Source organism: Yersinia sp. LJYL362 (assembly GCF_048323875.1).
Window position 1 is genome coordinate 22549 of record NZ_JBLWEX010000299.1, and the last position, 21094, is coordinate 43642.

A 21094-nucleotide genomic window follows, 5' to 3' on the forward strand; every position below is an offset into this window, starting at 1 on the left:
TTGGCTCACTGCTTACGCGTGGCGTTCTGCCGCCAGCTAATAATCTCATCTAGCCGTCCCTTGCAGATCCGCAACTCACGCTTGAGGGCCAGTGCATACAGCCCACTATCGCCCCAAGTGGTACCGACGAATTCTGGCACTTCGCATTGAGTTAATGCTGATTCTGGGGGCCACAACTGGATTAATTCGGCTGACTTATGCGGTGGGCTATTCTTGCAGGATGACAATGCTAGCGTCAGGCAGAGGCTTGATAGAACAATCATCACTCTCCGCCGAAGCTTTGAAACGCCGGAGTCGCTCGTCACTTTCATTGCGTAACTTCCTCTCATTATCTAACTGACGGGCTGTAGCAGCTCGGTTGGCGGCATCGTTAGCACCGTAAGCATCAATGATGTTACCCAGAGCAACGTTAGTAGCATGTTCGGTCACCAGCTCTGCTTCTCTTTTCTCGACCTGATTTGAGAGGTGATTACGATTGAGAAGCAGGAAAAGGAATGCCGGAATAACCACCGCCACAAATACAGTTCGCCAATTACTGACTAGCCAAGTCATGCGGGTATCTCGATATGAGGTGCGTCCAAGAACTTCGCAGGCTTGTCATTCGGGTTATCTGTCCAGGTGATACCGAAACGCAGCTTAACGCCTAGCTCTTTACCAGCGCGGTGCATGGCATCCAATACCGGCAACCAGCATTTATAATCATTCCAGTCGGCACCAGTGGGGAGCAGATCAACCGCATTGCCGGAGATATGGCGGCTGTTCATGGTCTGGCTTTTACCAGTGGCCACCAGCTCTTTTTGCCGTTCTACCGTGCGGACTCCTTCGATAACGCCGAAATCAACAGCCGAAAGCTCCAGAGCGCGGCGCACCACTTTCACCAGGCTAGCGTTAACGCCTTTCAGGTTATTCTCGCTTCGCTGGCTAAATCGAAAATTAGTTGTTTGCATTCTTAAACCCCGTAATCCGCTCCCAGAAGAATGAGAGAGCCACACTACCCATAGTTCCGCTCATGCCAGCAACAACCAGAACGTAGTAAATACTGAGTCCTGACTCGATGCTGATCAGTCCGCCGATTAACCCAGCGAACCCCGACACAGCAACCTGAGCGAATGCCGCCACCCAGCTCCATGTGGTTTTGTTCGTTCTGGTATCGATGATGTATTTAACGAAGCCGCCATAAATTGACATGGCAGCAATAAGCACCCAAACGATAAGACCGTATGAGCCAGGGTCATTTTTTGGCATTTTCATATCTCCCCCTCCCGGATGGGCTGGGCGTGTAGTTAAGGAATTTAGCCCACCAGTGCAGCCACTCATTAGCAGTGATGTGTGTGGAGTTGACTGGGTGACTGGTGGGCTAAAACTGAAAAGGCCCACCGGAGTGAGCCTTAAAACACGTACGTTAACGTTTTCATGCCGTTAACTATAATTTGAAGCCGGTTACGGTTCCGGCGTCAACACCTACCAATGTGCTGACCGCATACCTTAGAAACGACAAGACCCCGCCGAAGCGGGGTCTTTTAAATTGTGTAAGCTACGTGACTAAGTAACCACTCTTAACATATTACAAGAGTTTTTGCGTACGCGTTAATAAATTCTATATACTTATCATTGAAAATTAGAGTGGTACTGCTGTTCAGGAACAGTAATTTTAATGTGTAGTAACTTCAACAGGATGTGAGCATGAGTTTTTTAACCGATGAAGAAATTAAGTCTCTTTCAATAAAAAGAATGATTTTTCATGTAGTTGGTAAGAGTTCTGAAGCCGCTACTCTCCTAAACGAAATTTCCCCACCGTTGTATGTTGATTTCTTTCTCGAAAGAATTAAGTCTGCCCTAAATGGCAATTTATTTGAATTTACTGACCTATCAAATACAGAAAGAATTTTGAGAATTGTTAGAAACGAAGCCGACCAAAAAAAGAAGTGTTTCACTGAGCAATCAAGAATGTTAGCCACTGATTTTCAATCGCGTCATTCAGGTAACACAAGTATGGGGGTATTCTTCCTCTTTGAATTATTAACAAATGATACTGAAAAACTCTACGCCCTAATAAAATACGATAATGATGATGTTGTACGCTATGTACTAAAAGACGATGGTGATGAATCTCAAGTACCAAAGCTCGAACGTTTTCATGAAAGTTTTGTAAGAAAACCTGAAGCAATGCAAAAAATTGCTCTCGTTAAGTTAGCCCCTAAAAAAGGCGGGCAAGTAATAGTAAGAGATCGTAGTAAAAGAACTAATATCTCTGTCTATTTCGAAGGTTTCCTACAGGTACGGCGTGTTAACTCAGAGCAAGAACTATGTGATAAATTAATTAAAGCGTTAAAAGAAGTATTTAAGGAGCATAGAGCCTTGTTACCCGAAGCAATACGGCGTAGCGGAGTGAATAAAATCTATGAGGTTTTACACCATGCTGAGCAAGATTTTAACCCTGATGACCCATCTCCATTACTCACCAGTATATTCGGCCCATTAGATGAGACATCCCCGATACTAAAGTCTTTCACTAAACAAATCAGAGACTTAGGATTAAGTGGGGAGTCATTTAAAGTAACACCTGAGCGAATACAAAAACCACCAAGAAGAAGATTAGAGACTGCAGAAAATGTTGTCATAATGTATGATGATGCAAATAGACCTGAAGTGAAGAAACTCGACGATGGTCGCACGGAGATAAGAGTAGTAACTGCGAGGATTACGATTGATGACATCGATGCTAGCAAAAATCAGCGAGGCCATTGACGCTTCACGTAATGATCCGGCTGTCATCATCACTGAAACCTTGCTAGATAATAACACCGCGAAACTTTTTGTTTCCGGTGTTATGGACAATCTAGCATTAAATAAGTGGAGCGAGGTTTATAACTTTCAAAATGAACTCGTCAACTTCAAATTTATTGATGACTATAACGATGAAATCCCTCCTTCTCAAGCTAAACCAGGTGAGGTAAATAAAACAACTATTATTTTTAAAAACAACAATACATCCCCTTATATTATTACAATCGAAGGATGGAGACAATTTTTATTAAGTAATGTGAATACAAGTAAAATTAGTTCAGTAAACTTGGCTTTTATATCAGAGGGTTTTGAAACACTTGGTTATAAGGTTTCGAAGTGGACAAAATGGTTTGATCATTCAGGTTCGAATATTACCCCTCCTATTTTAAATAAAAAAAACACACCTGCAAGAAGCATAGTAAAATATTACTCACCAGAATTCATGCCACCTGAGGACTTATCTTCATGGATATTAAACTCTCCAAAACCTATAAATAATGTAGCATTTGACACATGGCTAAATATATCATGTCGAGAAGTTCTTAAATGCTTGCCAAATGAGCTTTTTGTTGCCGAAAAAAAAATGGTAGGACTATCTGGAAAACCACCTAAGAAAATCGAATTCGGAGAATATTTAACATGCAGAGAAGAATTTAAAAATATTCAGAAGGCGGCAAGGTGGGTTTATTTCGAAGGTGAAGAAGTAGAGCTAAAACACACGTTCCTCTCAAATGAATTAGCTAGAGAGTGGCCTGAGGGAACCAAATTCTGTAGCGGCATTAAGGTTCGTTTGAGTCCGGCATTAGAGTCAGCGAGATTGCTTTATAAGGCTCATATTAGATCTAGTAGTAAAGAAACTCTAAAAGCACTCGGTGATTTGCGGAAGAGCCTAGCTGATGACATGCAGAAAATAGTACAACAATCCAAGGAATTGACATCTTCTCTATGGAGAGACGTTGCTCTTGTTATCAGTACAATGGTAATTAAATATACTCTCGATGCTTCTAAAGTACCTAACTCATCTAAAGTGTATGCAGTTGTTTTTTTTGCTATCGCAATATACATATTACTATCACATTTCACCTCACTATTTATAAATTCAAATTTCATAAAAATAGTTGAAGAAAATAGACTGAGTTGGAGAAAAAAACTTTATGCTTACCTTGATGATAATGACTATAATGAATTAGCAACAACCCCAGTTGAAAGAGCTTACAATGCATATAAATTAGTTAAAAACATATCAACAACTTTAATAGTAAGTTTGTCGATCATTTTAATTTATTTAGGTCTTTCTGAGTTTATTAACGTAAAAGATACTTTTTCGTTACTTACAAAAGAACTAATCACATTATTGTCAGGCCAATTAAAAGTAATGGCGAACTTCAATTGCCCGCCATTTTTTTACCATTATAAATAGTTTATCATTGCTAAACAGCCATAGATAAACCCCTGAGCCGTCTGCATTTCTTTTCTGATTGTCCCATCTGAGCATTTACGTCTTTTTGCTATCATGCGCAATGAAACACCAAATACATAATGCAAAATTACCAACTCATACTCTTCAGGTTTATACTTTTTAAGTCGAGCTACACAACCATCAATCATTATACCATCATCATCGCAGCACTGGGGGCGTGACTTATTAGTGTTCGGCAATAAACTTTTAAATCCTGCGGCGACTGGTTGCCAATCTACCTGACTGTTATCACTAGCAGCCCATGCACCCCATAACTCTAAAACATATTGAATGTCACGCATTATGCTGCCCTCTTTGTGTAGACCTGCTCACGAACCTGGTCCCCGTTCATTACAAAGTCATTAAAATCGCCGTTATCGGGCCAGCGTACGCTGACAGATATCAAATCGTTTTTTGCTCTGAGATTGGCGGTGGCACAATTAAACGCTGCTGCCTGTCCAGTGGCTGAATGTTTATCCATATCAGCAAAAATAATGAGGTGTTTGACACCTGCCGGCACCCTGAATTTCTCCATGAATCCGGCGTTGATTACTGACCAGGTATTTATCCCGTACACCTGATAGCAGGACAGTGATGTTTCAATTCCTTCAGCAACTCCCAGTGTGGAGGCAACCGGAAACATGCGGATCGCCACTGAGCGAGCATGATCGAGATAGTTCTGTTCCTGTAGTGATTTAAGCCGTTTAGCGCTATCACCGATATTCGCTTTTTTATCCCCATCAAGCAGGGTCTGATGCAGGTAACAGAGTTCTCCCTTATCATCTGTCGCCAGAGAATAAAGCGCCTGATATACCCGCCCTGCATGCCGCTGTTTATCGCAAAACCGGACCGCTTCAACAGGAAGCCGGTTAATACCCCGCTGGCGCAAATAATCTGCGGCAGTGGTACCGCGCAAATCCACCAGCTTTGAAAACTTACTGATAACTCGCTGCCGCTGTTTCGCTGCTGAACTGGTGACAGGAATGCTGATGTGTCGGTAGTTATTGCCAATAAGCTGATCCACCTCGGCACACAACTCAGAAAAGGATTTCCCCTGCGTCAGGTTAAGCAGCTTCATGCCATCGCCGCTATCACAGGTACAAATCCACGTTCCAGCACCTTCACGATCATCAATACGGAACTTGCCGCGAGCACCGCATGCTGGACACTCTCCCTTGAAGTGGTTTTTGCCAGTGATTGGCGGTAAACCAAAGTATTCAAAAATCTCAGCCCATCGGCCCTTTGCTGCTTCTGCTGTCTTCATGCTGGTTTCCTTAAGCTTTTCCGTATTTCTTCAAGGTGATTTTTGGCTTCGATAATCGCCGTAGTGGCATCAATATTTCCGATATTGCATTGCTGATTCGGTGACTTTAATTTCTCCCTGCCCTTAGCAAAGGAGATGCGTTTATGTTTGATGTAGCTGCTGACTTCCGGTGTTATTTCCATCGGGAAATCACTCAAGCCATTAGGCCATTCGCTGAATTTGTCGTGGAAGGTATGTGAGCACCACCCATCGCTTACGGGCTTACCCATCGATGAGCGCTGACGTTGATAGAACTTGATCTGACTCCACCACGCTTGCTTGTCAGATTGGGTGAACACCCGCTTACCCTTACCTAACTTTTTCAGTCCGCGCTGGGTGTCGGTCTCCACGTCCTGCCCTGCCAGTGGCTTAAATCCACATTTCGGGCAGACATATACACCAGCAGGCTTCATGAAATGACACTCGGTGCATTCTTTAGGGAGTTTTTCAGTGCGTTCCTCTGCCTCACGACTGGCGCTATCTTTCATTCCGTCGCTTTTGGATGGCAGTTCGTTGTATTCGATAGAGTCAGGGAAGCCTAAGCGGTGAACAGTGCCGCTGTGATCGAAAACAAGGCAAGACTCTTTACCCAGCGCAGTACGCAAGCCACGCCCAAGCGCCTGCAACCAACGGATTTCGCTTTTTGTGGGTCGGGCATAGATAACGCAGCGAACATCACTATCAAAACCAGCGACTAACACGCCCACACTGACGATGATTTTTGTGGCGCCCATTTCGAAGCGATGAATAATGAGTTGACGCTCTTCATGCGGGGTTTTGTCAACCATCACCTCGGCATTGATGCCTACCTTGTTAAATTGCATCGTCACAAAATTGGCATGGTCTTTATTTACGCAGAATGCCACCGTAGGCAGATCCCGCCCGTTCTGTAACCAATTATCAACAATGTCGCCCACGAGATCAGCACCACACATAATTTCTGCCAGTTGGGTTTCGTTGTAGTCAGATCCAAACTCAGCAGAAACGGTAGTTTTGACGCCTTTCAAGTCAGGTTTGCCGGGCGCATAAAATTCGTAACCGCTTAAGTCGCCGCGCTGAATTAGCTCTCCGATGGTCGTTGGCTTAATCAGACGGCGGTAGTAATTGCCTAAAAACGGAGAAAATGGGGTGCCAGACAGCCCAATAACTTTCACATCGGTTTCAGTAACCAGTCGATTAATCTCAATGAGGATCTGCTTTCTGCGTAAGTGGGCTTCATCAATAATCAGCAGATCGATATTGTCGGGAAACTCACGGCGGATCAGCGTATCGGCACTGGCAATCTGAATTTTTAGTGCTGGGTCATAGCTCGGGTGGTTACGCCAAATAAAGCTGATTTCATCTTCTGGCAAACCGTACTCAACAAACCGGCGGGAAGTCTGGTTGATCAGAACGGTGAACGGGGCAACAAACAGCACCCTCATGCCACGACTGACAAACCCATCAGCGATGAATGCCGCCAGTCCGGTTTTACCACTGCCTGTAGGTGCATAGACCATGAATGAATTAAATGACTTCCAGTCACGGCGCAGCATGTTCAAAGCGCGCTCCTGTGCGAAGTTCGGTGTAATGTTCAGCATTGTGTAACCTCTCGCCAATTAACTATTCCAGAGAAAACCTTTCTTCTGGTCTATGCCCACTCAGTTGTACCAGTTGTCTAGTACTGTGCATTTTTAAGGGATAACCCCTAGATCGAGAGTTACCTAACCTATGGAGTTGTCTGTTGGAAAAGGCCTATTCCAATCCCACAACCACCTCCCCCCCTTACCCCCCCTCCTCCTTCTCCCTTATTCATGTACTAGTTAGAAAGTACATTGATACGGAAAAAGACGAACTGAGAATCTCAACCTGCTAACACCTGACACCTTCAAGTCAGCCTGTCGCACTTGCCAACTCCCCCGAAAATTTCAGGGCTGTTATTACTTCGCCACCAACGGCGGACTAACCGTGTAACCCTGTAGTGCTTTTCCGTGGCTTTTTACAAACAATCTCAGCCGCGTATTTGCCTCATGCCTTGCTTTGTTCTCCTGACGGTATGAGACGGACTCGCTGTAAAGCGCGACCTGATAAACCTCCGCATACTTCACGACAACCTTTCGACGCAACGAGGGTGCTAATTGCTGCAACTGCTCCTGAATCCACTTACCATCCTCGGTGCAAAATACCGTCGGCATGATTACTTGGGTGAATGCATCAGGAGTCATGGGTTAGTCCCCAACGCTTGATGAATCGCCGTAGATAATCCAACGCGGCTCACAACCTAAAGCATCAGCAATCTCAAGCAAAAAACGCGGTCTGGCTGTTGTCCCTGCTTCAATTCGTTGAATTGTTTGCTGCCGTATTCCCGATTTTTTTGCTAAATCATCTTGAGTAAGTTCCAACTCTATTCGGCGTTTTTTAATTCTCTCACCTGTACTCGGCATGTTTATCACCTCAAATACTCATTTAAATGTATTTAAACACAATATTTATTGTTTGTAAAATACAGTATAAATTGTATTATGCTTGCAACTGACATAGGGGGTTGTAAAAATGAGCCTTGCAGAACGAGCTAAAGATCGGAGATTAGCCCTTGGGCTAACTCAAACAGAAGTGGCTGATCGAGCTGGGGTATCCCAACAATCAATTGAAGCCATTGAGAGTGGAAGAACAAAAAAACCTCGAAATATCTTAGCCTTAGCGAGAGTGTTAGAGTGTGATGCATCATGGTTAGTTAATGGTGGGGTGCTTAAATCCATGGCAGAAATAAATACCAGAAGGATTCCACTCATTAGCTACGTACAGGCTGGTGCCTTGGCACAAAATTCTGAAATCTTTAGCGAACTTGGCGAATTTGAATATGTGCTAACAGACATGGACTGGTCAGAAAATACCTTTGCTTTGAAAATTGAAGGGGATTCGATGCAGCCAGAGTTTAAGGCTGGTGATGTCATCATTGTCGATCCAGAGATTGAACCTTGTCCAGGCGAGTTCGTCGTTGCTAAAAATGGCGACAACGAAGCTACATTTAAGAAGTATAGACCTCAGGCCATAAGCGTGAACGGAGTTCCTGTTTTTGAGTTAGTACCGTTAAATCCTGACTATCCGGCCATTCGCTCTGACATGGTTCCGGTTACAATCATTGGCACAATGGTCGAACATCGAATTTACCGACGAAAAAGATAGCCCCTCCCTCACCACCAACCCGCTTCGGCGGGTTTTTTATTGCCACAATCAGTAAAAAAAACAAATAAATCAATAAAAATTACAATAACTTAAGTAAAGAAACACACGAAATACAATTATTATTGTTTACTAAATACAGTTTAATGAGTAAATTAACTTCATCGAAAACAATGATGGAGTAAGCGTAAATGGGTAATAACAAAAACTATGAAGGTGATAAAGAAATTGCAGCTATTAAGATTAGAGTAACCCCAGGAGATTACCGCCTAGTTACTCCATCTAAATATGAGTTAATTCCATCTTTCTTTTCAGCCAAAAATCATGGTGATGCACGTTTTATATTTACCACTAACTTCCCAGAAGATGAACGTTATATCTATTCAATTTATAAGCGCGCTGGTGACTATTTCCTTTTAGTAGATTCATTCCAAGACTTAAATTCAGCCAGTAAAAAAGCAATTGAAGTTTTAAATATTTACCCCTGCTTGATAGGCTCGATAAATTATCAAAGTGAATATCATAAAAACAATAATTTAGTGAGAAACTCATGAGCAATTTAACTAGCGAAATAGAAAAAGCAAAAATAATGGCTAAACAATCAGAGGTTTTATTAAGAGCTTCTTATGATCCTGACAGCAACGAGGATGGTGATGTTCTTTGTTATTTGGCTTTTACCCAAATTATTGAGCTTCATACCTATCTTGCTAAGTTACTTGATACTGCTAAGGCTAAACCATGAATAACTTATCTAATCACATTAATTCGGCTCTGGTAATGACGCCAATCGAATACCAGAGCCTGGCCTTAAACAATACCTACGATGAAATTTATAAGGTTGAAATGGATTCTAACTTAACGATATTTATCTTTGCAACTATTAAACGTTCTGACATTAAAGCCAAACCAGCAATGATGCGTATAACTGCCAACAGCTATAAAGAAGCCCGGCAACAATTAATTCGTAATTACATTATTTCATTTGCTGGTCGCATCCCAAGTAAGGGAGTATGCAATGCTTAAAAAATACCGTGTTGAATTTAGCGCAATAGACACTGCTGGTAGCCTACTCAAGCTGTCATGGTGTGGTGAATCTGAAAGCCTTGATAAAGCATCCGCTCTTGTTCTCTTAAGTTCAACTGAGCGCCGATTAAGCAACATTCAGATCACCAGTATAATGCAACTGCTTGATGAAGATGATATCTACCCACCTTCATACAAAGAAACTCAGACCCTGATCGCTGAACTAATAGGCAGCCGTGGTAAATCAATTCCTGACACCAGTGAAAACGTATCCCGCACTCGGCTACTTCGCGTTAAAGAAGGTCTGCTTCATTTGTTGACCGTTGTTATTCCTCTGATTGAGAACGATCAGCAACGACTACAGGTGTATTGGTGGACTGAGGCTGTACACAACATTGTACGGTTTGAAGAGCATGATGCGAACAAAGATCAGAGGCTGAATCATGAATAATTTAATACCCATACAGAGAACCCGGCGCACTTATGACCTTAATCTATTTACCCCAGTCGAGAATAATAGATTCATAGCAGTAATGCCTGACGACACAATGACAGGTGAAATTGAGTGTCGGGATAAAGTCATTATCGATACAACACCAATGCGTTATTTTGAAGATGGAATTTTTGCCTTTTTTCTTGACGGTATTTTCATGATTAAGCGGCTCCAGTTCATTCGTATTAATGTCTGGGTTTTACCATCAAATAAATTTTACGAAAGTTTAGAAATCGCAAGTAATGATCTCATCGAACTGATGATTATAGGTCGCGTTATTTACAGCCAAGAAATCAGGAGTCACTAAAAGATGAAAATTGAAAAGGTTGACCCAGCCAGATTTGAAGAGTGGGAATTAGATTTAATTGATGATGGCGGCATTGAGGTTGCATTCCAATTAAGACCAGAGCCTGTTTATGTCGTTATACGTCATGGTCGCCGTAAAAAATGTTTTAGCCGCACTGCTGCGATAAATAACTTAGCTCACTTCATGACGCAAAAAGTATTCAATCGTTTAAAGAAAGCATCTAGCCGACCAGATGAAAAAGTAATTATAGATGAAGCCACTGGCGCTACTGCATGGAAAAAAGGTGAAACACTCCCCGTTTATTGGGATTGTCATTCTCGCGCAGTTAGACGTATTCGCCGTTTGTTAGCTAAGCAAAGCGAAATTCTTAAATGGCAAAAGAAATATGATAAATGGTCAAAGCAGCATATTGAGCTGATGAAGACCAAGCCTTATTAATTAAGTAATCGTAAAGCAAACTTTAATTACAGCCTTTCGGCCGGGGGCACCCCTACGCCGAAAGCCAGAGAAAAGGTCATTCAAATATGAGCAATCTTGAATTAATTGGCAGATATCGCAGCCGACTGGTAGCCGCAAAACTGGATTCATTGCAGCGGAAAACAGGCAGCACCTGCGTAATAAAAAAATCAGCTAAAGGGAAAATCACCTCAGTTCAATTAACCACTGAAGTATTAACCCGCGCGCTGGAGCAATTCGAATTAGTGGCGATAGAGGGGCAAGGGAAGGCAGCACACACCAACGTTCTGGCCCTCTATCAATCCTGCCTAAAGAAAATGGGCGGCATGTCCTCTATGGGGCATGCATTCATGGACGACCTGATAGAGCAGTCGATTGGTGCATCTGACGAACCAGCTACCAGCGAGGCGAAATCATGATGCTATCAGGAAATCGCATCCCATTTCGGATCTACATCGGGGCCACTCAGATTTTAAATCGGTACCGCCGTGGAGCTGTTCGCCCTCGCCGCACGTATCAGCATGGCTATCTGTCTTTACGCATTACCCACCGATGGCGGTTGTTATCGAAAGACGGTGGGCAGCACTGGGAGGCAATGAGCCACCAGCGATACAACAAAGAATTGGGGTGTAAGTGATGGGAATAAGCAAAGCAAACAGCCAGGAACGCTTTGATGTTGGGTCGCTACTGACAATTACAGACCACCTTGAGGCATTGAATGTTGCGAATGCCACTCTGGCCAGAATTGAATCACAACTAACTAAAGCCAGTGATAAGGCCAGTGATTGGTATATCCGAGCCACTACTGCACATAAAGCATGGCATTGGTTTAGAACTCAAATTTGCGGGCAACTATCCGTTTTAAGGCAGAAGGAAAAAGAAAGGAATATCAACCTGCATATTTCGAAAGACCAATTTTTGATTCAAGCATTACGGCAACGGGTAACCGCGGAAGAATTTGAACAGTGCGTTCTGATTGCTAATGAAAAGGCCACTTCAGGGCTCCGCGGCTTCACCTTACGCCCGAAATCTGGAAATAACGATGGGGAGAAGGTGTAATGAATATCAGCTATATCGATCATGGCGTAACTGCATCACTGACACTTACTAGCTGGTTGCCTCATGTTCGCCAGCATAACCGCTGCGTGGATGCTGTTTTGCTGCGTGTCGGCAGTGTTCAGGCAAAAAATAAAGGCTTCATTCGTCGCACAACCGTTATTACCGGACGTACGCCGCTGATCATACATGCCTATAAGGTGGTTCTGGCTGAGGTAAAACGGTAATGACAAAAATTCAGCAAAAACGACTTTGTGATTATGAGCAATTTGTTTTGAACTTAATTTGCGAAGCCTACATGTATCACCAGATTGCAAAGCATCGCCGCCCCGTATATCGCCATAAATATGGAGACTTTGCTATAGACCGCACCTCGTTACGCAGTTTTATTGGTACATATCTTGAAGGTAATGAGACGTCAGCGGAGCGGCGAATAAAGCGTTACCACTCCATTTTAGACTGGAAGGAGATGGAAAAAACACCAAGAGGCTATTTCATTAATTGGGGAACAATTTCCACCCTAAAGCCTCGAGGTATTCAGTGGATTAATGCTTGCCTTAATCGGTTCGGTGAAATGATTCAGGATATGGGGCCGGAAGCGGTGGCCAGTGAACTGGGGGAGGATATGCAATGGTAGAAAGCAACGCATTCCAACTGGCGAACATCATCAAATCAGCCGGCAGTGATCCGGGTGATATCACAACCGCTATCTGGGCGGCCCACTACAGGAAGCCAGAGCGTAATGATGATGAGGTTACTGACTTGACGATGAACATCATCAGTAATCACTGCATGGATTTTCTACCTACCGATGTTTGGCCGGAAACGCTAGAAGGGGTGCTTAAATTTGAACTTGGTGTGTTGGTTGGCGAATTCTATTCGACAAACCCACTTCCGGGAAAAATCGCCAAAGCAGTATTGGCAGCCGGTTACCGTCTGAATGAAAGCATTGCAGCACAGGAAGCTACCGAAAGAGATATAGCGGTCGATGAAATGCACGTCATGTACGTCAATGCACCTGATACCACCAGCGTTCGACAGTACCTTGAAATGCTATATGACGCCGGATATCGCAAGGTAGGCACCAACGACTATCCGTCAGAGTGTTCAGCTACGTTTTACCCTACAGATAAGCAAGGCGGCTAATTATGATCACATGTGAATTATTGACAATTGAACGGGTAGAAAAGGCTGTAGGGTATGACCGCACAACCATCTACCTGCGAATTAAAGAAGGGACATTCCCAAGACCAGTTAAAGACGGGCGCAACTCTCGCTGGCCATCAACTGTGATTCAGGAATGGATTGATAACCTTATTGTGGAGAACCAGAAGCAAGCAGGCCAGTAACCCACTGGCCCCACTCCTCCATTAACTGCCGTCTCTCTGGCATGTACTCGGCGTGATTGTATGCGGCTGACACACGGTTTTTTTCAACGTGTGCTAGCTGCCGTTCGATAACTTCATGTCGATATCCCATTTCATGTAATCTTGTCGAAGCTGTAGCGCGGAAATCATGAGTTGTTATCACCTTTCTACCATACCCCATATGCGCAATGGCCCAGTTTAGAGTCGATGCCCCCATAAACGTATCCAACCTTGTGTTTGGGAAAAGCCAACGTCGTCTACCTGTTAGCTCTTTTAGCTCACTTAGCAATGAAAGCACAGGGGCAGATAATGGCACTCTATGCGCGCGGTTCATTTTCATTAACTCCGCGGGAATAACCCACTCCGCATTATCAAAATCGATGTGTGACCACTCAGCAGAACGCAATTCAACTTGGCGCACAAATACCAAAGGCAACATCTTTAGCGCAATAATGGTCGCTCGATTGCCAACATAGCTGTCCAGACGCAGATAATAATCACGCAGTTCATCTCCAGTCAGTGATCTGGAGTGAACAACTTTGGGGGTAATAATTGCCCCTTTAAGCGCGGCGGCCGGATCAGAATCAGCACGCAGCGTGGCAACTCCATAACAAAAAATAGCAGAGCACCACTGACGGGTTTTAACGGCAACAGAGATCGCTCCGCGGCCTTCTAATTCTCTGATTATTTTTAATATATGCGAGGCGTTAATCTCGCGCATCGACATGCCGCCAATAGCCGGAAAGATATCATTATCCATGAAAGCTATTATTTGATTTTGGGTATTAACTGACCAGTTATCCCACTTTTTAGCCATCCACTCTCTGGCTACTATTTCGAATGTATTAGCGCTTTCAGCCTTCGCGATGTCGCGTTCTGTTGCTTTGGCTTCTTTAGGAACTATGCCACTTTTAACCTGTTCTCGCGCCCACTCTCTTACCTTACGAGCTTCAGCCAAAGATACCACTGGATAACTGCCGATAGTGTAGCGACCATCTTTAGTAGGGGTAACCCAGTACCGATATCGCCAGGTCTTTACACCGGAAGGGCGCACATCCAAATACAGGCCGTTACCGTCCTGCAATTGATAGGCTTTTTCTTGGGGTTTCGCATTACGAATTTTGGTATCAGTTAACTTCATGGGGCCACCGGACAACCGTATATTTATCCGGTAGATTGTCCGGTAAACACTTCATTGTCAATCAATGCCATTCGATACCAATAAACACAAAGCCCCGTTATTTAGGGGCTTAAAGGGATTTATTCGATGTTACCAGATGTCATTCAACACTAATAATTATCTTCACTCAATATCATTAGCGTGTGGTAAATCCATATTTTTCGAAAACAACAGCCGCTGCCGGGCTTTTCAGGTAATCATAAAAAGCAGTAACGGTAGGGTTTTCATGACCCTTAACAATCGCCATTGGGTATTCAACCGGCTTATGACTCGCTTCCGGGAATACCCCGACAACTTTCACTTTATCGCTGGCTATCGCATCTGAGCCATAGACAATACCCAGCGGCGCTTCTGCCCGTTCGACCAGTGCCATAGCACTGCGCACGTTATTGGCTCGTGCCATTTCTGGGGCTAAAGTTGTCCAGGCACCTAAATTCTCCAGTGACTCTTTGGCATAAATCCCGGCAGGAACATGATCAGGATCACCAACCGCCAGACGGCCACCCTCTAGCAATGTCTTCCAATCAGTTTTTTTATCAATCTCGACTTTCGTAATCTTGCTGTCTTTTGGCGCAATCAATACTAACTCATTACCTAACAGGGTATAGCGGGTGTTAGCCACTATTTGTTGCTTATCAATGGCATAATCCATCCATTGCTGATCAGCAGAGATAAACAAGTCCGCCGGAGCACCCTGCTCAATCTGGCGTGCCAGAGTAGAGGATGAGGCATAAGAAGCCACTACATCAACTTGCTTCTCTTTTTTATACTGTGCCGCGATATCTTGCAGTGCATTGGTCAAAGACGCTGCGGCAAAAACCGTTATGTCTGCCGCCATGGCCGAACTGGAAAATGCCGCCAACAATGCTGCACTCGCAACCCATTTATTCACTTTACCGTATTGATTCTTCATCTTGTTCTCCGCATGAGTGATACCGCTATATACTTTGAAATATAACGTAACATCATAGGCAGGTCATGCAGTTTATCGGCAAGATGTGAGATATCTTGAGTTGTCGCAACAGAAGTGAAGATAATGAAGCAAAAGATAAAAACGAAAATGCCCAGCATTGATACGCCAGGCATTTATAAAAGGGAAATAACCGCGTCAGAAACTCGCCGTGACTTGAGATTAAGTCCGTTCTTTCTTATGACCGCTTTTGGAGATGATATTAAACACCTCACCCAGTCCATAGATTAAGCCCAGAATGACTGCCATCACTACCGGTACCATGACCACAGCAAAGACCAGACTTTTCAATAGTTCTAACATGACTGCCTCTCATGACTAATAGTGCGATAACTCACGTTATCACAATAACCAATAGATATCATTCACCGTAAATTATATCAGCAATGAATGAATGCAGTTATTCTAACCCACACTAAAAGAAGGTAACCTGCCAAACGTGCGGTTTGAGCCAGAGTGCTACGCACTTGATATTCATTGGATCAACACCGACTGTTACGTCACAACCCCTGTTTCCGCTGGAGCCAAAATTATGCAGGCCGAAATCCTACTCACATTAAAACTTCAGCAGCGACTATTTGCCGATCCCCGGCGTATTTCATTACTTAAACAAATACAGAATACAGGATCTATCAGTCAGGGCGCGAAGCTCGCGGGGATTAGCTATAAAAGCGCCTGGGATGCCATCAATGAAATGAATACATTAGCTGAAGAAACACTGGTCGAGCGAGCCACGGGCGGCAAAGGTGGCGGCGGCACTTTTCTGACTCGCTATGGTGAGCGTTTAATTCAGCTCTATGATTTGCTGGCGCAGATTCAACAAAAAGCATTTGATACTTTAAAAGACGACTCGATGCCACTGGATAGCTTGCTGGCCGCAATTTCTCGTTTTTCACTGCAAACCAGCGCCCGTAATCAATTTTTCGGTACGGTGATTGAGCGCGACCATCAGCAAGTTCAGCAGCACATCAATATTCTTTTATCCGACGGAAAAACCCGTTTATCTGCCGCAATTACCCAACAAAGTGCTGACCGGTTACAGCTTGCTGCGGGTAAAGAAGTGTTGGCATTGATTAAAGCGCCCTGGATAAAATTGATCACTGAGCAAGCGCTCGCGGGTGCCGCGGATAACTCTCTGCCGGGCACCGTCAGCAGTATCGAGCCAGGTAATGAACACAGCGAGGTTATCGTGACGTTGGCGGGAGGGGCTAGTCTCTGCTCGACACAAAATAACAGCGAGTTGCACAAACTGAATTTGCGCGTGGGAAGTAATGTTATTGCCCAGTTCAATGCTGATCGGGTCATTATCGCCACACTGTGTTGAGTAATTCACGTTAGTTATCAACCGTAGATAAGCATTTACCTGAGGTTAATAGTAAAGCTATTTATAGTTCAGTGTGTGAAGGGGTGACCGCACCTAGGGGCACTCCGACGGCTTACGCCGTTACGACCCCAACGGCACGATTCCCCTTCATTTAACTTTGTCAGCAGTCTTAGGTAAGCATTTACCTGTTGACATTTTGCCCCTTCCCGCCTATTCCTACACCTATTATTGTGTTGCAGAATATGGGAAAGATGATGTCTGAATTGCAAATATCGCAAGGTTGTTTTCGTCTGAGTGATACCCGGACACTCATCTTGCCAGAGTTACATATTTCTTCTGGTGATAAGCAGCGGTCAGGTGATAGCTGGGCATTTGTCGGGGCCAATGGCAGTGGCAAATCGTCGCTGGCCAAAGCCTTATCGGGTGAGCTTATCCTGCTTAACGGCAGCCGCCAGAGCAATTTCAACCATATTGTGCGTTTATCTTTCGAGCAACTCCAACAGTTAGTCAGCGAAGAATGGCAGCGCAATAACACCGATTTACTGAGCCCCGATGAAGATGATACCGGGCGCACCACAGCCGAAATCATCCAGGAAGCATTCAGCGATTCACCGCGCTGTCAGCAGTTGGCTGAGCAATTTGGTATTGGTCACTTGCTCTCACGCCGCTTTAAATATCTTTCGACCGGTGAAACCCGCAAGACATTGTTATGCCGGGCATTGATGCCACAACCTGACTTGTTGATTCTCGATGAGCCGTTTGACGGTTTGGATGTGGCCGCCCGCGCGCAGTTGGCTGGCATGTTGTCCACACTTTCGGCTCAAGGTGTCACATTGATTTTGGTGCTTAACCGCTTTGATGATATTCCCGATTTTGTGCAATACGTCGGTGTCCTCGCGGATTGCCAATTGACCCATACTGGCCCACGCCAGCAGATCCTTTCCCAGGCCCTGATTGCTCAACTGGCCCACAGCGAAAATCTTGAGGGATTGCGACTACCTGAAACAGAAAACCCTCAGCAGCAAGTTCATTTACCTCAAGATAAGCCACTGATAGTATTGAAAAATGGAGTGGTTGAATATAATGACCGCCCTATATTGCATCACCTCAGTTGGCAGGTCAATCCGGGTGAACATTGGCAGATTATCGGCCAGAATGGTGCGGGGAAATCAACCTTACTCAGCCTAATTACGGGTGATCATCCACAAGGTTACAGTAATGATTTAACTCTGTTTGGTCGCCGTCGTGGCAGCGGGGAGACTATCTGGGATATTAAACGCCATATCGGTTATGTCAGCAGTAGCTTGCATTTGGACTACCGTGTCAGCAGCAATCTGCGCACAGTAATTTTATCGGGCTTTTTCGATTCAATTGGTATTTATCAGGCGGTATCTGACAGGCAACAGCAACTTGCCGATCAATGGCTGGCGTTACTGGGGTTTTCTGCGGCGACGGCCGATCAGCCTTTCCATAGCTTATCGTGGGGGCAACAGCGTTTAGCTCTGATCGCCAGAGCACTGGTAAAACACCCTGCGCTACTGATTCTCGATGAACCACTGCAAGGATTAGACCCCCTTAACCGATTGTTAGTGCGCCGTTTTATTGATGTGATGATCAGTGAAGGTGACACGCAATTGTTGTTTGTATCTCACCACGCAGAAGATGCACCGCAATGCATTACCCACCGGCTAACCTTTATTCCTGATGGCGATATTTATCAATATCAACAGGAAAAATTGCCCAGCCAAATGAGAACAGCATAGTTATATTATAATATTTGGCTTATCAAATAATGAGAACTTTTCTCAACTGACGTGAGTTTTATCCCCAATCACTTATGCTACTATCGCCACCGTCAGCCATCATTCAGGTTGACGGTGGATAATGCTTATAGCTTATTCATTTTATAATATTTTTAAGATTGAATAACAAAGGGATGACCTATGTGGGGCGTACTTGCTGCATCACTGCTTTTCTTATCAATTAACCGGGTACTCTCCCTGTTTCTGTTGGCTTTATCCTTATCTATTGCCCTTTATCACAGCGTTCTGACGTTACCCTCGACAGCATTCTTATTACTGACACTAATGGTGGCGCTACTACTAAAAAAATACCGTCAACAGAAATGGCTGGCTGCCGGGTTGGAACTGCTTTTAGTCATCGCCGCTGTTGCGCTTTTCTTGCATTGGGTTCCTGGTTTTAACAATCTGAAAGTGATCGATAATGTGAAAGTCGGGCCGCTCAGCGCCGGCTTTAGCATGTATTACAATCTTGATAAGGCACTCATACCCTTTATTTTGCTCGCTTGCCTACCCACCTTGTTTGTCGCCAAAAAACATCACTCCGTTAGCCGGCTCGGCTGGTTAGGTTTGATTGTCAGTGTCCCGGCAGTGTTGCTACTGGCGGTCGCCTTAGGCGGCTTGAAAGTTGAAATGCACACTCCGGTATGGATTGGCTCCTTTGTTATGGCCAATATATTTTTTGTTTGTTTGGCCGAAGAAGCGCTATTCCGTGGCTATTTACAGCAACGTCTAAGCCAGTGCATCGGGAGCTATCCTGCGCTGCTGCTTACCGCACTGTTATTCGGTGCTGCACATTTTGCCGGCGGCGTGCTGTTAATGGTGTTTGCCGCCCTGGCTGGGGTCATTTATGGTTTGGCATGGCTGTGGAGTGGTCGTTTGTGGGTTGCAGTGGCATTCCATTTCGGCCTGAATTTAATGCATTTGCTGTTCTTTACCTACCCGCTGTATTCTGCTCACTGATTTTTACTGACAGGGCTCGATACCCTCTTATTCGCTGGTATCGGGTCAAGGCGTCATTAGCAGGACATTCCTGCTGAATTAATGGATGAGAACGCTACCACTGTAGGAATCTCAGTCATGCCCGAGATTTCTCTGCTTTTTTGCCTATCCTTGTTTATTCCCCTGTATTTACCCTCCCACAGAGATTAAACTTGGATAAAATTAAATGTAAACGATTCCATTATTGAGCGCAGATCACCTTTTCGCACATAATGGCATGCTATCTTTCTTAGACAAAAGTCATTCGAGGAGTCTTTTATGTCCGTACTGGTAACAGGTGGTAGCGGTTACATTGGTAGCCATACCTGTGTGCAATTGATTGAAGCTGGCTACAAACCCGTCATCCTCGACAATCTTTGCAACAGCAAACCCAGCGTATTAGCTCGGATACATCAATTGACCGGCTATGTCCCAGAGCTTTATCAAGGGGACATTCGTGACCGCGCCCTGCTCGATAAGATATTCGCCGCTCATTCTATTCAAGCTGTCATTCATTTTGCTGGCTTGAAAGCTGTCGGTGAATCCGTCAATAAGCCATTGGAATATTACAATAATAACGTTTTCGGCACCTTAGTCTTGCTGGAGGCAATGCGCGCCGCTAAGGTCAAAAACTTTATCTTCAGTTCATCCGCCACAGTATATGGTGATCAGCCGCAAATTCCTTATGTTGAAAGCTTCCCGACGGGCACACCTTCCAGCCCGTATGGCCGCAGCAAATTAATGGTTGAGCAAATCCTGCAAGATGTGCAACTGGCTGAGCCACATTGGAACATGACCATTCTGCGCTATTTCAATCCGGTTGGAGCGCATCCATCAGGAGATATGGGAGAAGACCCACAAGGTATCCCTAACAACTTGATGCCGTTTATTGCACAAGTTGCAGTAGGCCGCCGTGAATCATTGGCGATATTCGGCAATAACTACCCAACCCCTGATGGCACTGGGGTTCGTGACTATATTCATGTGGTCGATTTAGCTGACGGCCATGTTGCCGCAATGAAAACGCTACACAATAAACCGGGTGTACATATTTTTAATTTGGGTGCCGGTGTTGGCCACAGTGTTTTACAGGTGGTCGAAGCATTCAGCAAAGCTTGTGGCAAACCACTGGCCTACCATTTTGCCCCACGTCGTGAAGGCGACCTTCCGGCTTATTGGGCTGATGCCACTAAGGCTGCAGAACAGTTGGACTGGCGAGTCAGCCGATCACTGGACGAAATGGCGGCTGATACCTGGCGCTGGCAATCACAGAATCCTCAGGGCTATCCCGATTAAGGTATTGTTATGACTGATTTTAACCCTGTGGATCATCCACACCGCAGATATAACCCATTAAGTGATCAGTGGGTATTGGTATCGCCTCATCGGGCCAAGCGCCCCTGGCAAGGTCAGCAGGAGTCGCCTTC

32 protein-coding genes and 1 pseudogene are annotated in these 21094 nt (G+C 44.6%); 21 read left to right on the forward strand and 12 right to left on the reverse strand.

Going from position 1 to position 21094, the window contains the following annotated elements; all coding sequences use genetic code 11:
- Nucleotides 1–5: 5 nt before the first annotated feature.
- Genes ACNSO8_RS21775 through ACNSO8_RS21790 form a run of 4 tightly spaced genes read right to left on the reverse strand, consistent with a single transcriptional unit; the run spans nucleotide 6 to nucleotide 1251 of the window.
- The gene (locus ACNSO8_RS21775) at nucleotides 6–263 is read right to left on the reverse strand and encodes a hypothetical protein (protein WP_418395856.1); all 258 of its coding nucleotides are present in this window, start codon (nucleotides 261–263) and stop codon (nucleotides 6–8) included.
- The gene (locus tag ACNSO8_RS21780; protein ID WP_418395857.1) at nucleotides 208–552 is read right to left on the reverse strand and encodes a DUF2570 domain-containing protein; all 345 of its coding nucleotides are present in this window, start codon (nucleotides 550–552) and stop codon (nucleotides 208–210) included. Before ACNSO8_RS21780 ends, ACNSO8_RS21775 begins: the two co-directional genes overlap by 56 nt.
- On the reverse strand, nucleotides 549–947 hold the full coding sequence (locus ACNSO8_RS21785) for a M15 family metallopeptidase (protein WP_418395858.1): 399 nt from the start codon (nucleotides 945–947) through the stop codon (nucleotides 549–551). The genes ACNSO8_RS21780 and ACNSO8_RS21785 overlap by 4 nt, the downstream gene beginning before the upstream one ends.
- Nucleotides 934–1251, reverse strand: a complete 318-nt coding sequence (locus tag ACNSO8_RS21790) for a phage holin family protein (RefSeq protein ID WP_049525581.1) — start codon at nucleotides 1249–1251, stop codon at nucleotides 934–936. The genes ACNSO8_RS21785 and ACNSO8_RS21790 overlap by 14 nt, the downstream gene beginning before the upstream one ends.
- A gap of 432 nt (nucleotides 1252–1683) precedes the next feature.
- Between ACNSO8_RS21790 and ACNSO8_RS21795 the strand changes: the two genes are divergently transcribed.
- Both ACNSO8_RS21795 and ACNSO8_RS21800 read left to right on the forward strand, forming a co-directional pair.
- Nucleotides 1684–2748 (forward strand): nucleoid-associated protein, encoded by a 1065-nt coding sequence (locus ACNSO8_RS21795; RefSeq protein ID WP_418395859.1) that lies wholly within the window; start codon nucleotides 1684–1686, stop codon nucleotides 2746–2748.
- Nucleotides 2711–4207, forward strand: coding sequence for a hypothetical protein (locus ACNSO8_RS21800; RefSeq protein WP_418395860.1), 1497 nt, complete (start codon nucleotides 2711–2713; stop codon nucleotides 4205–4207). The genes ACNSO8_RS21795 and ACNSO8_RS21800 overlap by 38 nt, the downstream gene beginning before the upstream one ends.
- On the opposite strand, the gene ACNSO8_RS21805 is transcribed toward ACNSO8_RS21800, so the two are convergent.
- The 5 genes from ACNSO8_RS21805 to ACNSO8_RS21825 all read right to left on the reverse strand — a co-directional run bounded on the left by ACNSO8_RS21805 (nucleotide 4198) and on the right by ACNSO8_RS21825 (nucleotide 7972).
- The gene (locus ACNSO8_RS21805) at nucleotides 4198–4548 is read right to left on the reverse strand and encodes an antiterminator Q family protein (RefSeq protein WP_418395861.1); all 351 of its coding nucleotides are present in this window, start codon (nucleotides 4546–4548) and stop codon (nucleotides 4198–4200) included. The genes ACNSO8_RS21800 and ACNSO8_RS21805 overlap by 10 nt on opposite strands.
- Nucleotides 4548–5510, reverse strand: a complete 963-nt coding sequence (locus tag ACNSO8_RS21810; protein ID WP_050879732.1) for a DUF7146 domain-containing protein — start codon at nucleotides 5508–5510, stop codon at nucleotides 4548–4550. The genes ACNSO8_RS21805 and ACNSO8_RS21810 overlap by 1 nt, the downstream gene beginning before the upstream one ends.
- Nucleotides 5507–7084: a DEAD/DEAH box helicase gene (locus ACNSO8_RS21815; RefSeq protein ID WP_418395884.1), complete on the reverse strand. Its 1578-nt coding sequence runs from the start codon at nucleotides 7082–7084 to the stop codon at nucleotides 5507–5509. Before ACNSO8_RS21815 ends, ACNSO8_RS21810 begins: the two co-directional genes overlap by 4 nt.
- Before the next feature lie 384 nt (nucleotides 7085–7468).
- Entirely contained in the window at nucleotides 7469–7753 is a 285-nt protein-coding gene (locus ACNSO8_RS21820; RefSeq protein WP_418395862.1) for a hypothetical protein, read from the reverse strand.
- Nucleotides 7754–7756: 3 nt separating this feature from the next.
- On the reverse strand, nucleotides 7757–7972 hold the full coding sequence (locus ACNSO8_RS21825) for a helix-turn-helix transcriptional regulator (protein WP_418395863.1): 216 nt from the start codon (nucleotides 7970–7972) through the stop codon (nucleotides 7757–7759).
- A gap of 109 nt (nucleotides 7973–8081) precedes the next feature.
- On the opposite strand from ACNSO8_RS21825, the gene ACNSO8_RS21830 reads away from it, so the two are divergent.
- The 14 genes from ACNSO8_RS21830 (at nucleotide 8082) to ACNSO8_RS21895 (ending at nucleotide 13395) form a co-directional block, all read left to right on the forward strand.
- The gene (locus ACNSO8_RS21830) at nucleotides 8082–8714 is read left to right on the forward strand and encodes a LexA family protein (RefSeq protein ID WP_418395864.1); all 633 of its coding nucleotides are present in this window, start codon (nucleotides 8082–8084) and stop codon (nucleotides 8712–8714) included.
- A gap of 188 nt (nucleotides 8715–8902) precedes the next feature.
- Nucleotides 8903–9265 carry a hypothetical protein gene (locus ACNSO8_RS21835; RefSeq protein WP_418395865.1) on the forward strand — a complete coding sequence of 121 codons (363 nt, stop codon included), beginning with the start codon at nucleotides 8903–8905 and terminating at the stop codon, nucleotides 9263–9265.
- Nucleotides 9262–9453, forward strand: coding sequence for a hypothetical protein (locus ACNSO8_RS21840; RefSeq protein ID WP_418395866.1), 192 nt, complete (start codon nucleotides 9262–9264; stop codon nucleotides 9451–9453). Before ACNSO8_RS21835 ends, ACNSO8_RS21840 begins: the two co-directional genes overlap by 4 nt.
- Nucleotides 9450–9734 carry a host cell division inhibitor Icd-like protein gene (locus ACNSO8_RS21845; RefSeq protein ID WP_418395867.1) on the forward strand — a complete coding sequence of 95 codons (285 nt, stop codon included), beginning with the start codon at nucleotides 9450–9452 and terminating at the stop codon, nucleotides 9732–9734. Before ACNSO8_RS21840 ends, ACNSO8_RS21845 begins: the two co-directional genes overlap by 4 nt.
- Nucleotides 9727–10185: a hypothetical protein gene (locus ACNSO8_RS21850; protein WP_411929311.1), complete on the forward strand. Its 459-nt coding sequence runs from the start codon at nucleotides 9727–9729 to the stop codon at nucleotides 10183–10185. Before ACNSO8_RS21845 ends, ACNSO8_RS21850 begins: the two co-directional genes overlap by 8 nt.
- Nucleotides 10178–10534, forward strand: coding sequence for a S24 family peptidase (locus tag ACNSO8_RS21855; RefSeq protein ID WP_418395868.1), 357 nt, complete (start codon nucleotides 10178–10180; stop codon nucleotides 10532–10534). Before ACNSO8_RS21850 ends, ACNSO8_RS21855 begins: the two co-directional genes overlap by 8 nt.
- A gap of 3 nt (nucleotides 10535–10537) precedes the next feature.
- Nucleotides 10538–10972, forward strand: a complete 435-nt coding sequence (locus ACNSO8_RS21860) for a hypothetical protein (RefSeq protein WP_418395869.1) — start codon at nucleotides 10538–10540, stop codon at nucleotides 10970–10972.
- An 86-nt stretch (nucleotides 10973–11058) separates the two neighbouring features.
- Entirely contained in the window at nucleotides 11059–11409 is a 351-nt protein-coding gene (locus ACNSO8_RS21865) for a hypothetical protein (RefSeq protein ID WP_418395870.1), read from the forward strand.
- On the forward strand, nucleotides 11406–11627 hold the full coding sequence (locus tag ACNSO8_RS21870) for a hypothetical protein (RefSeq protein WP_418395871.1): 222 nt from the start codon (nucleotides 11406–11408) through the stop codon (nucleotides 11625–11627). Before ACNSO8_RS21865 ends, ACNSO8_RS21870 begins: the two co-directional genes overlap by 4 nt.
- Entirely contained in the window at nucleotides 11627–12049 is a 423-nt protein-coding gene (locus ACNSO8_RS21875) for a hypothetical protein (RefSeq protein WP_263697888.1), read from the forward strand. Before ACNSO8_RS21870 ends, ACNSO8_RS21875 begins: the two co-directional genes overlap by 1 nt.
- Nucleotides 12049–12273 carry a hypothetical protein gene (locus ACNSO8_RS21880; protein WP_418395872.1) on the forward strand — a complete coding sequence of 75 codons (225 nt, stop codon included), beginning with the start codon at nucleotides 12049–12051 and terminating at the stop codon, nucleotides 12271–12273. The genes ACNSO8_RS21875 and ACNSO8_RS21880 overlap by 1 nt, the downstream gene beginning before the upstream one ends.
- Nucleotides 12273–12683 carry a hypothetical protein gene (locus ACNSO8_RS21885; RefSeq protein WP_418395873.1) on the forward strand — a complete coding sequence of 137 codons (411 nt, stop codon included), beginning with the start codon at nucleotides 12273–12275 and terminating at the stop codon, nucleotides 12681–12683. The genes ACNSO8_RS21880 and ACNSO8_RS21885 overlap by 1 nt, the downstream gene beginning before the upstream one ends.
- Nucleotides 12677–13192: a hypothetical protein gene (locus ACNSO8_RS21890; protein WP_418395874.1), complete on the forward strand. Its 516-nt coding sequence runs from the start codon at nucleotides 12677–12679 to the stop codon at nucleotides 13190–13192. The genes ACNSO8_RS21885 and ACNSO8_RS21890 overlap by 7 nt, the downstream gene beginning before the upstream one ends.
- A 2-nt stretch (nucleotides 13193–13194) precedes the next feature.
- On the forward strand, nucleotides 13195–13395 hold the full coding sequence (locus ACNSO8_RS21895) for a helix-turn-helix transcriptional regulator (RefSeq protein ID WP_418395875.1): 201 nt from the start codon (nucleotides 13195–13197) through the stop codon (nucleotides 13393–13395).
- Here ACNSO8_RS21895 and ACNSO8_RS21900 read toward each other — a convergent pair.
- From ACNSO8_RS21900 to ACNSO8_RS21910, 3 genes are all read right to left on the reverse strand, one after another.
- A complete protein-coding gene (locus ACNSO8_RS21900; protein ID WP_418395876.1) occupies nucleotides 13361–14554 on the reverse strand; it encodes a tyrosine-type recombinase/integrase in 1194 nt (397 codons plus the stop codon). The genes ACNSO8_RS21895 and ACNSO8_RS21900 overlap by 35 nt on opposite strands.
- Before the next feature lie 175 nt (nucleotides 14555–14729).
- The gene (gene modA / locus ACNSO8_RS21905; protein ID WP_418395877.1) at nucleotides 14730–15506 is read right to left on the reverse strand and encodes a molybdate ABC transporter substrate-binding protein; all 777 of its coding nucleotides are present in this window, start codon (nucleotides 15504–15506) and stop codon (nucleotides 14730–14732) included.
- Between the two features lie 219 nt (nucleotides 15507–15725).
- Complete coding sequence (locus tag ACNSO8_RS21910) at nucleotides 15726–15866, reverse strand: AcrZ family multidrug efflux pump-associated protein (protein WP_418395878.1); 141 nt, start codon at nucleotides 15864–15866, stop codon at nucleotides 15726–15728.
- Between the two features lie 229 nt (nucleotides 15867–16095).
- Between ACNSO8_RS21910 and modE the strand changes: the two genes are divergently transcribed.
- The 5 genes and pseudogenes from modE to ACNSO8_RS21935 all read left to right on the forward strand — a co-directional run.
- Entirely contained in the window at nucleotides 16096–16887 is a 792-nt protein-coding gene (gene modE / locus ACNSO8_RS21915; RefSeq protein WP_418395879.1) for a molybdenum-dependent transcriptional regulator, read from the forward strand.
- A gap of 254 nt (nucleotides 16888–17141) precedes the next feature.
- On the forward strand, nucleotides 17142–18650 hold the full coding sequence (modF, locus tag ACNSO8_RS21920) for a molybdate ABC transporter ATP-binding protein ModF (protein WP_418395880.1): 1509 nt from the start codon (nucleotides 17142–17144) through the stop codon (nucleotides 18648–18650).
- A 180-nt stretch (nucleotides 18651–18830) separates the two neighbouring features.
- The gene (locus ACNSO8_RS21925; protein ID WP_418395881.1) at nucleotides 18831–19649 is read left to right on the forward strand and encodes a lysostaphin resistance A-like protein; all 819 of its coding nucleotides are present in this window, start codon (nucleotides 18831–18833) and stop codon (nucleotides 19647–19649) included.
- 297 nt (nucleotides 19650–19946) lie between these two features.
- Complete coding sequence (gene galE / locus ACNSO8_RS21930) at nucleotides 19947–20963, forward strand: UDP-glucose 4-epimerase GalE (protein ID WP_418395882.1); 1017 nt, start codon at nucleotides 19947–19949, stop codon at nucleotides 20961–20963.
- Between the two features lie 9 nt (nucleotides 20964–20972).
- Nucleotides 20973–21094: pseudogene (locus ACNSO8_RS21935) on the forward strand (galactose-1-phosphate uridylyltransferase); the annotation flags it as partial.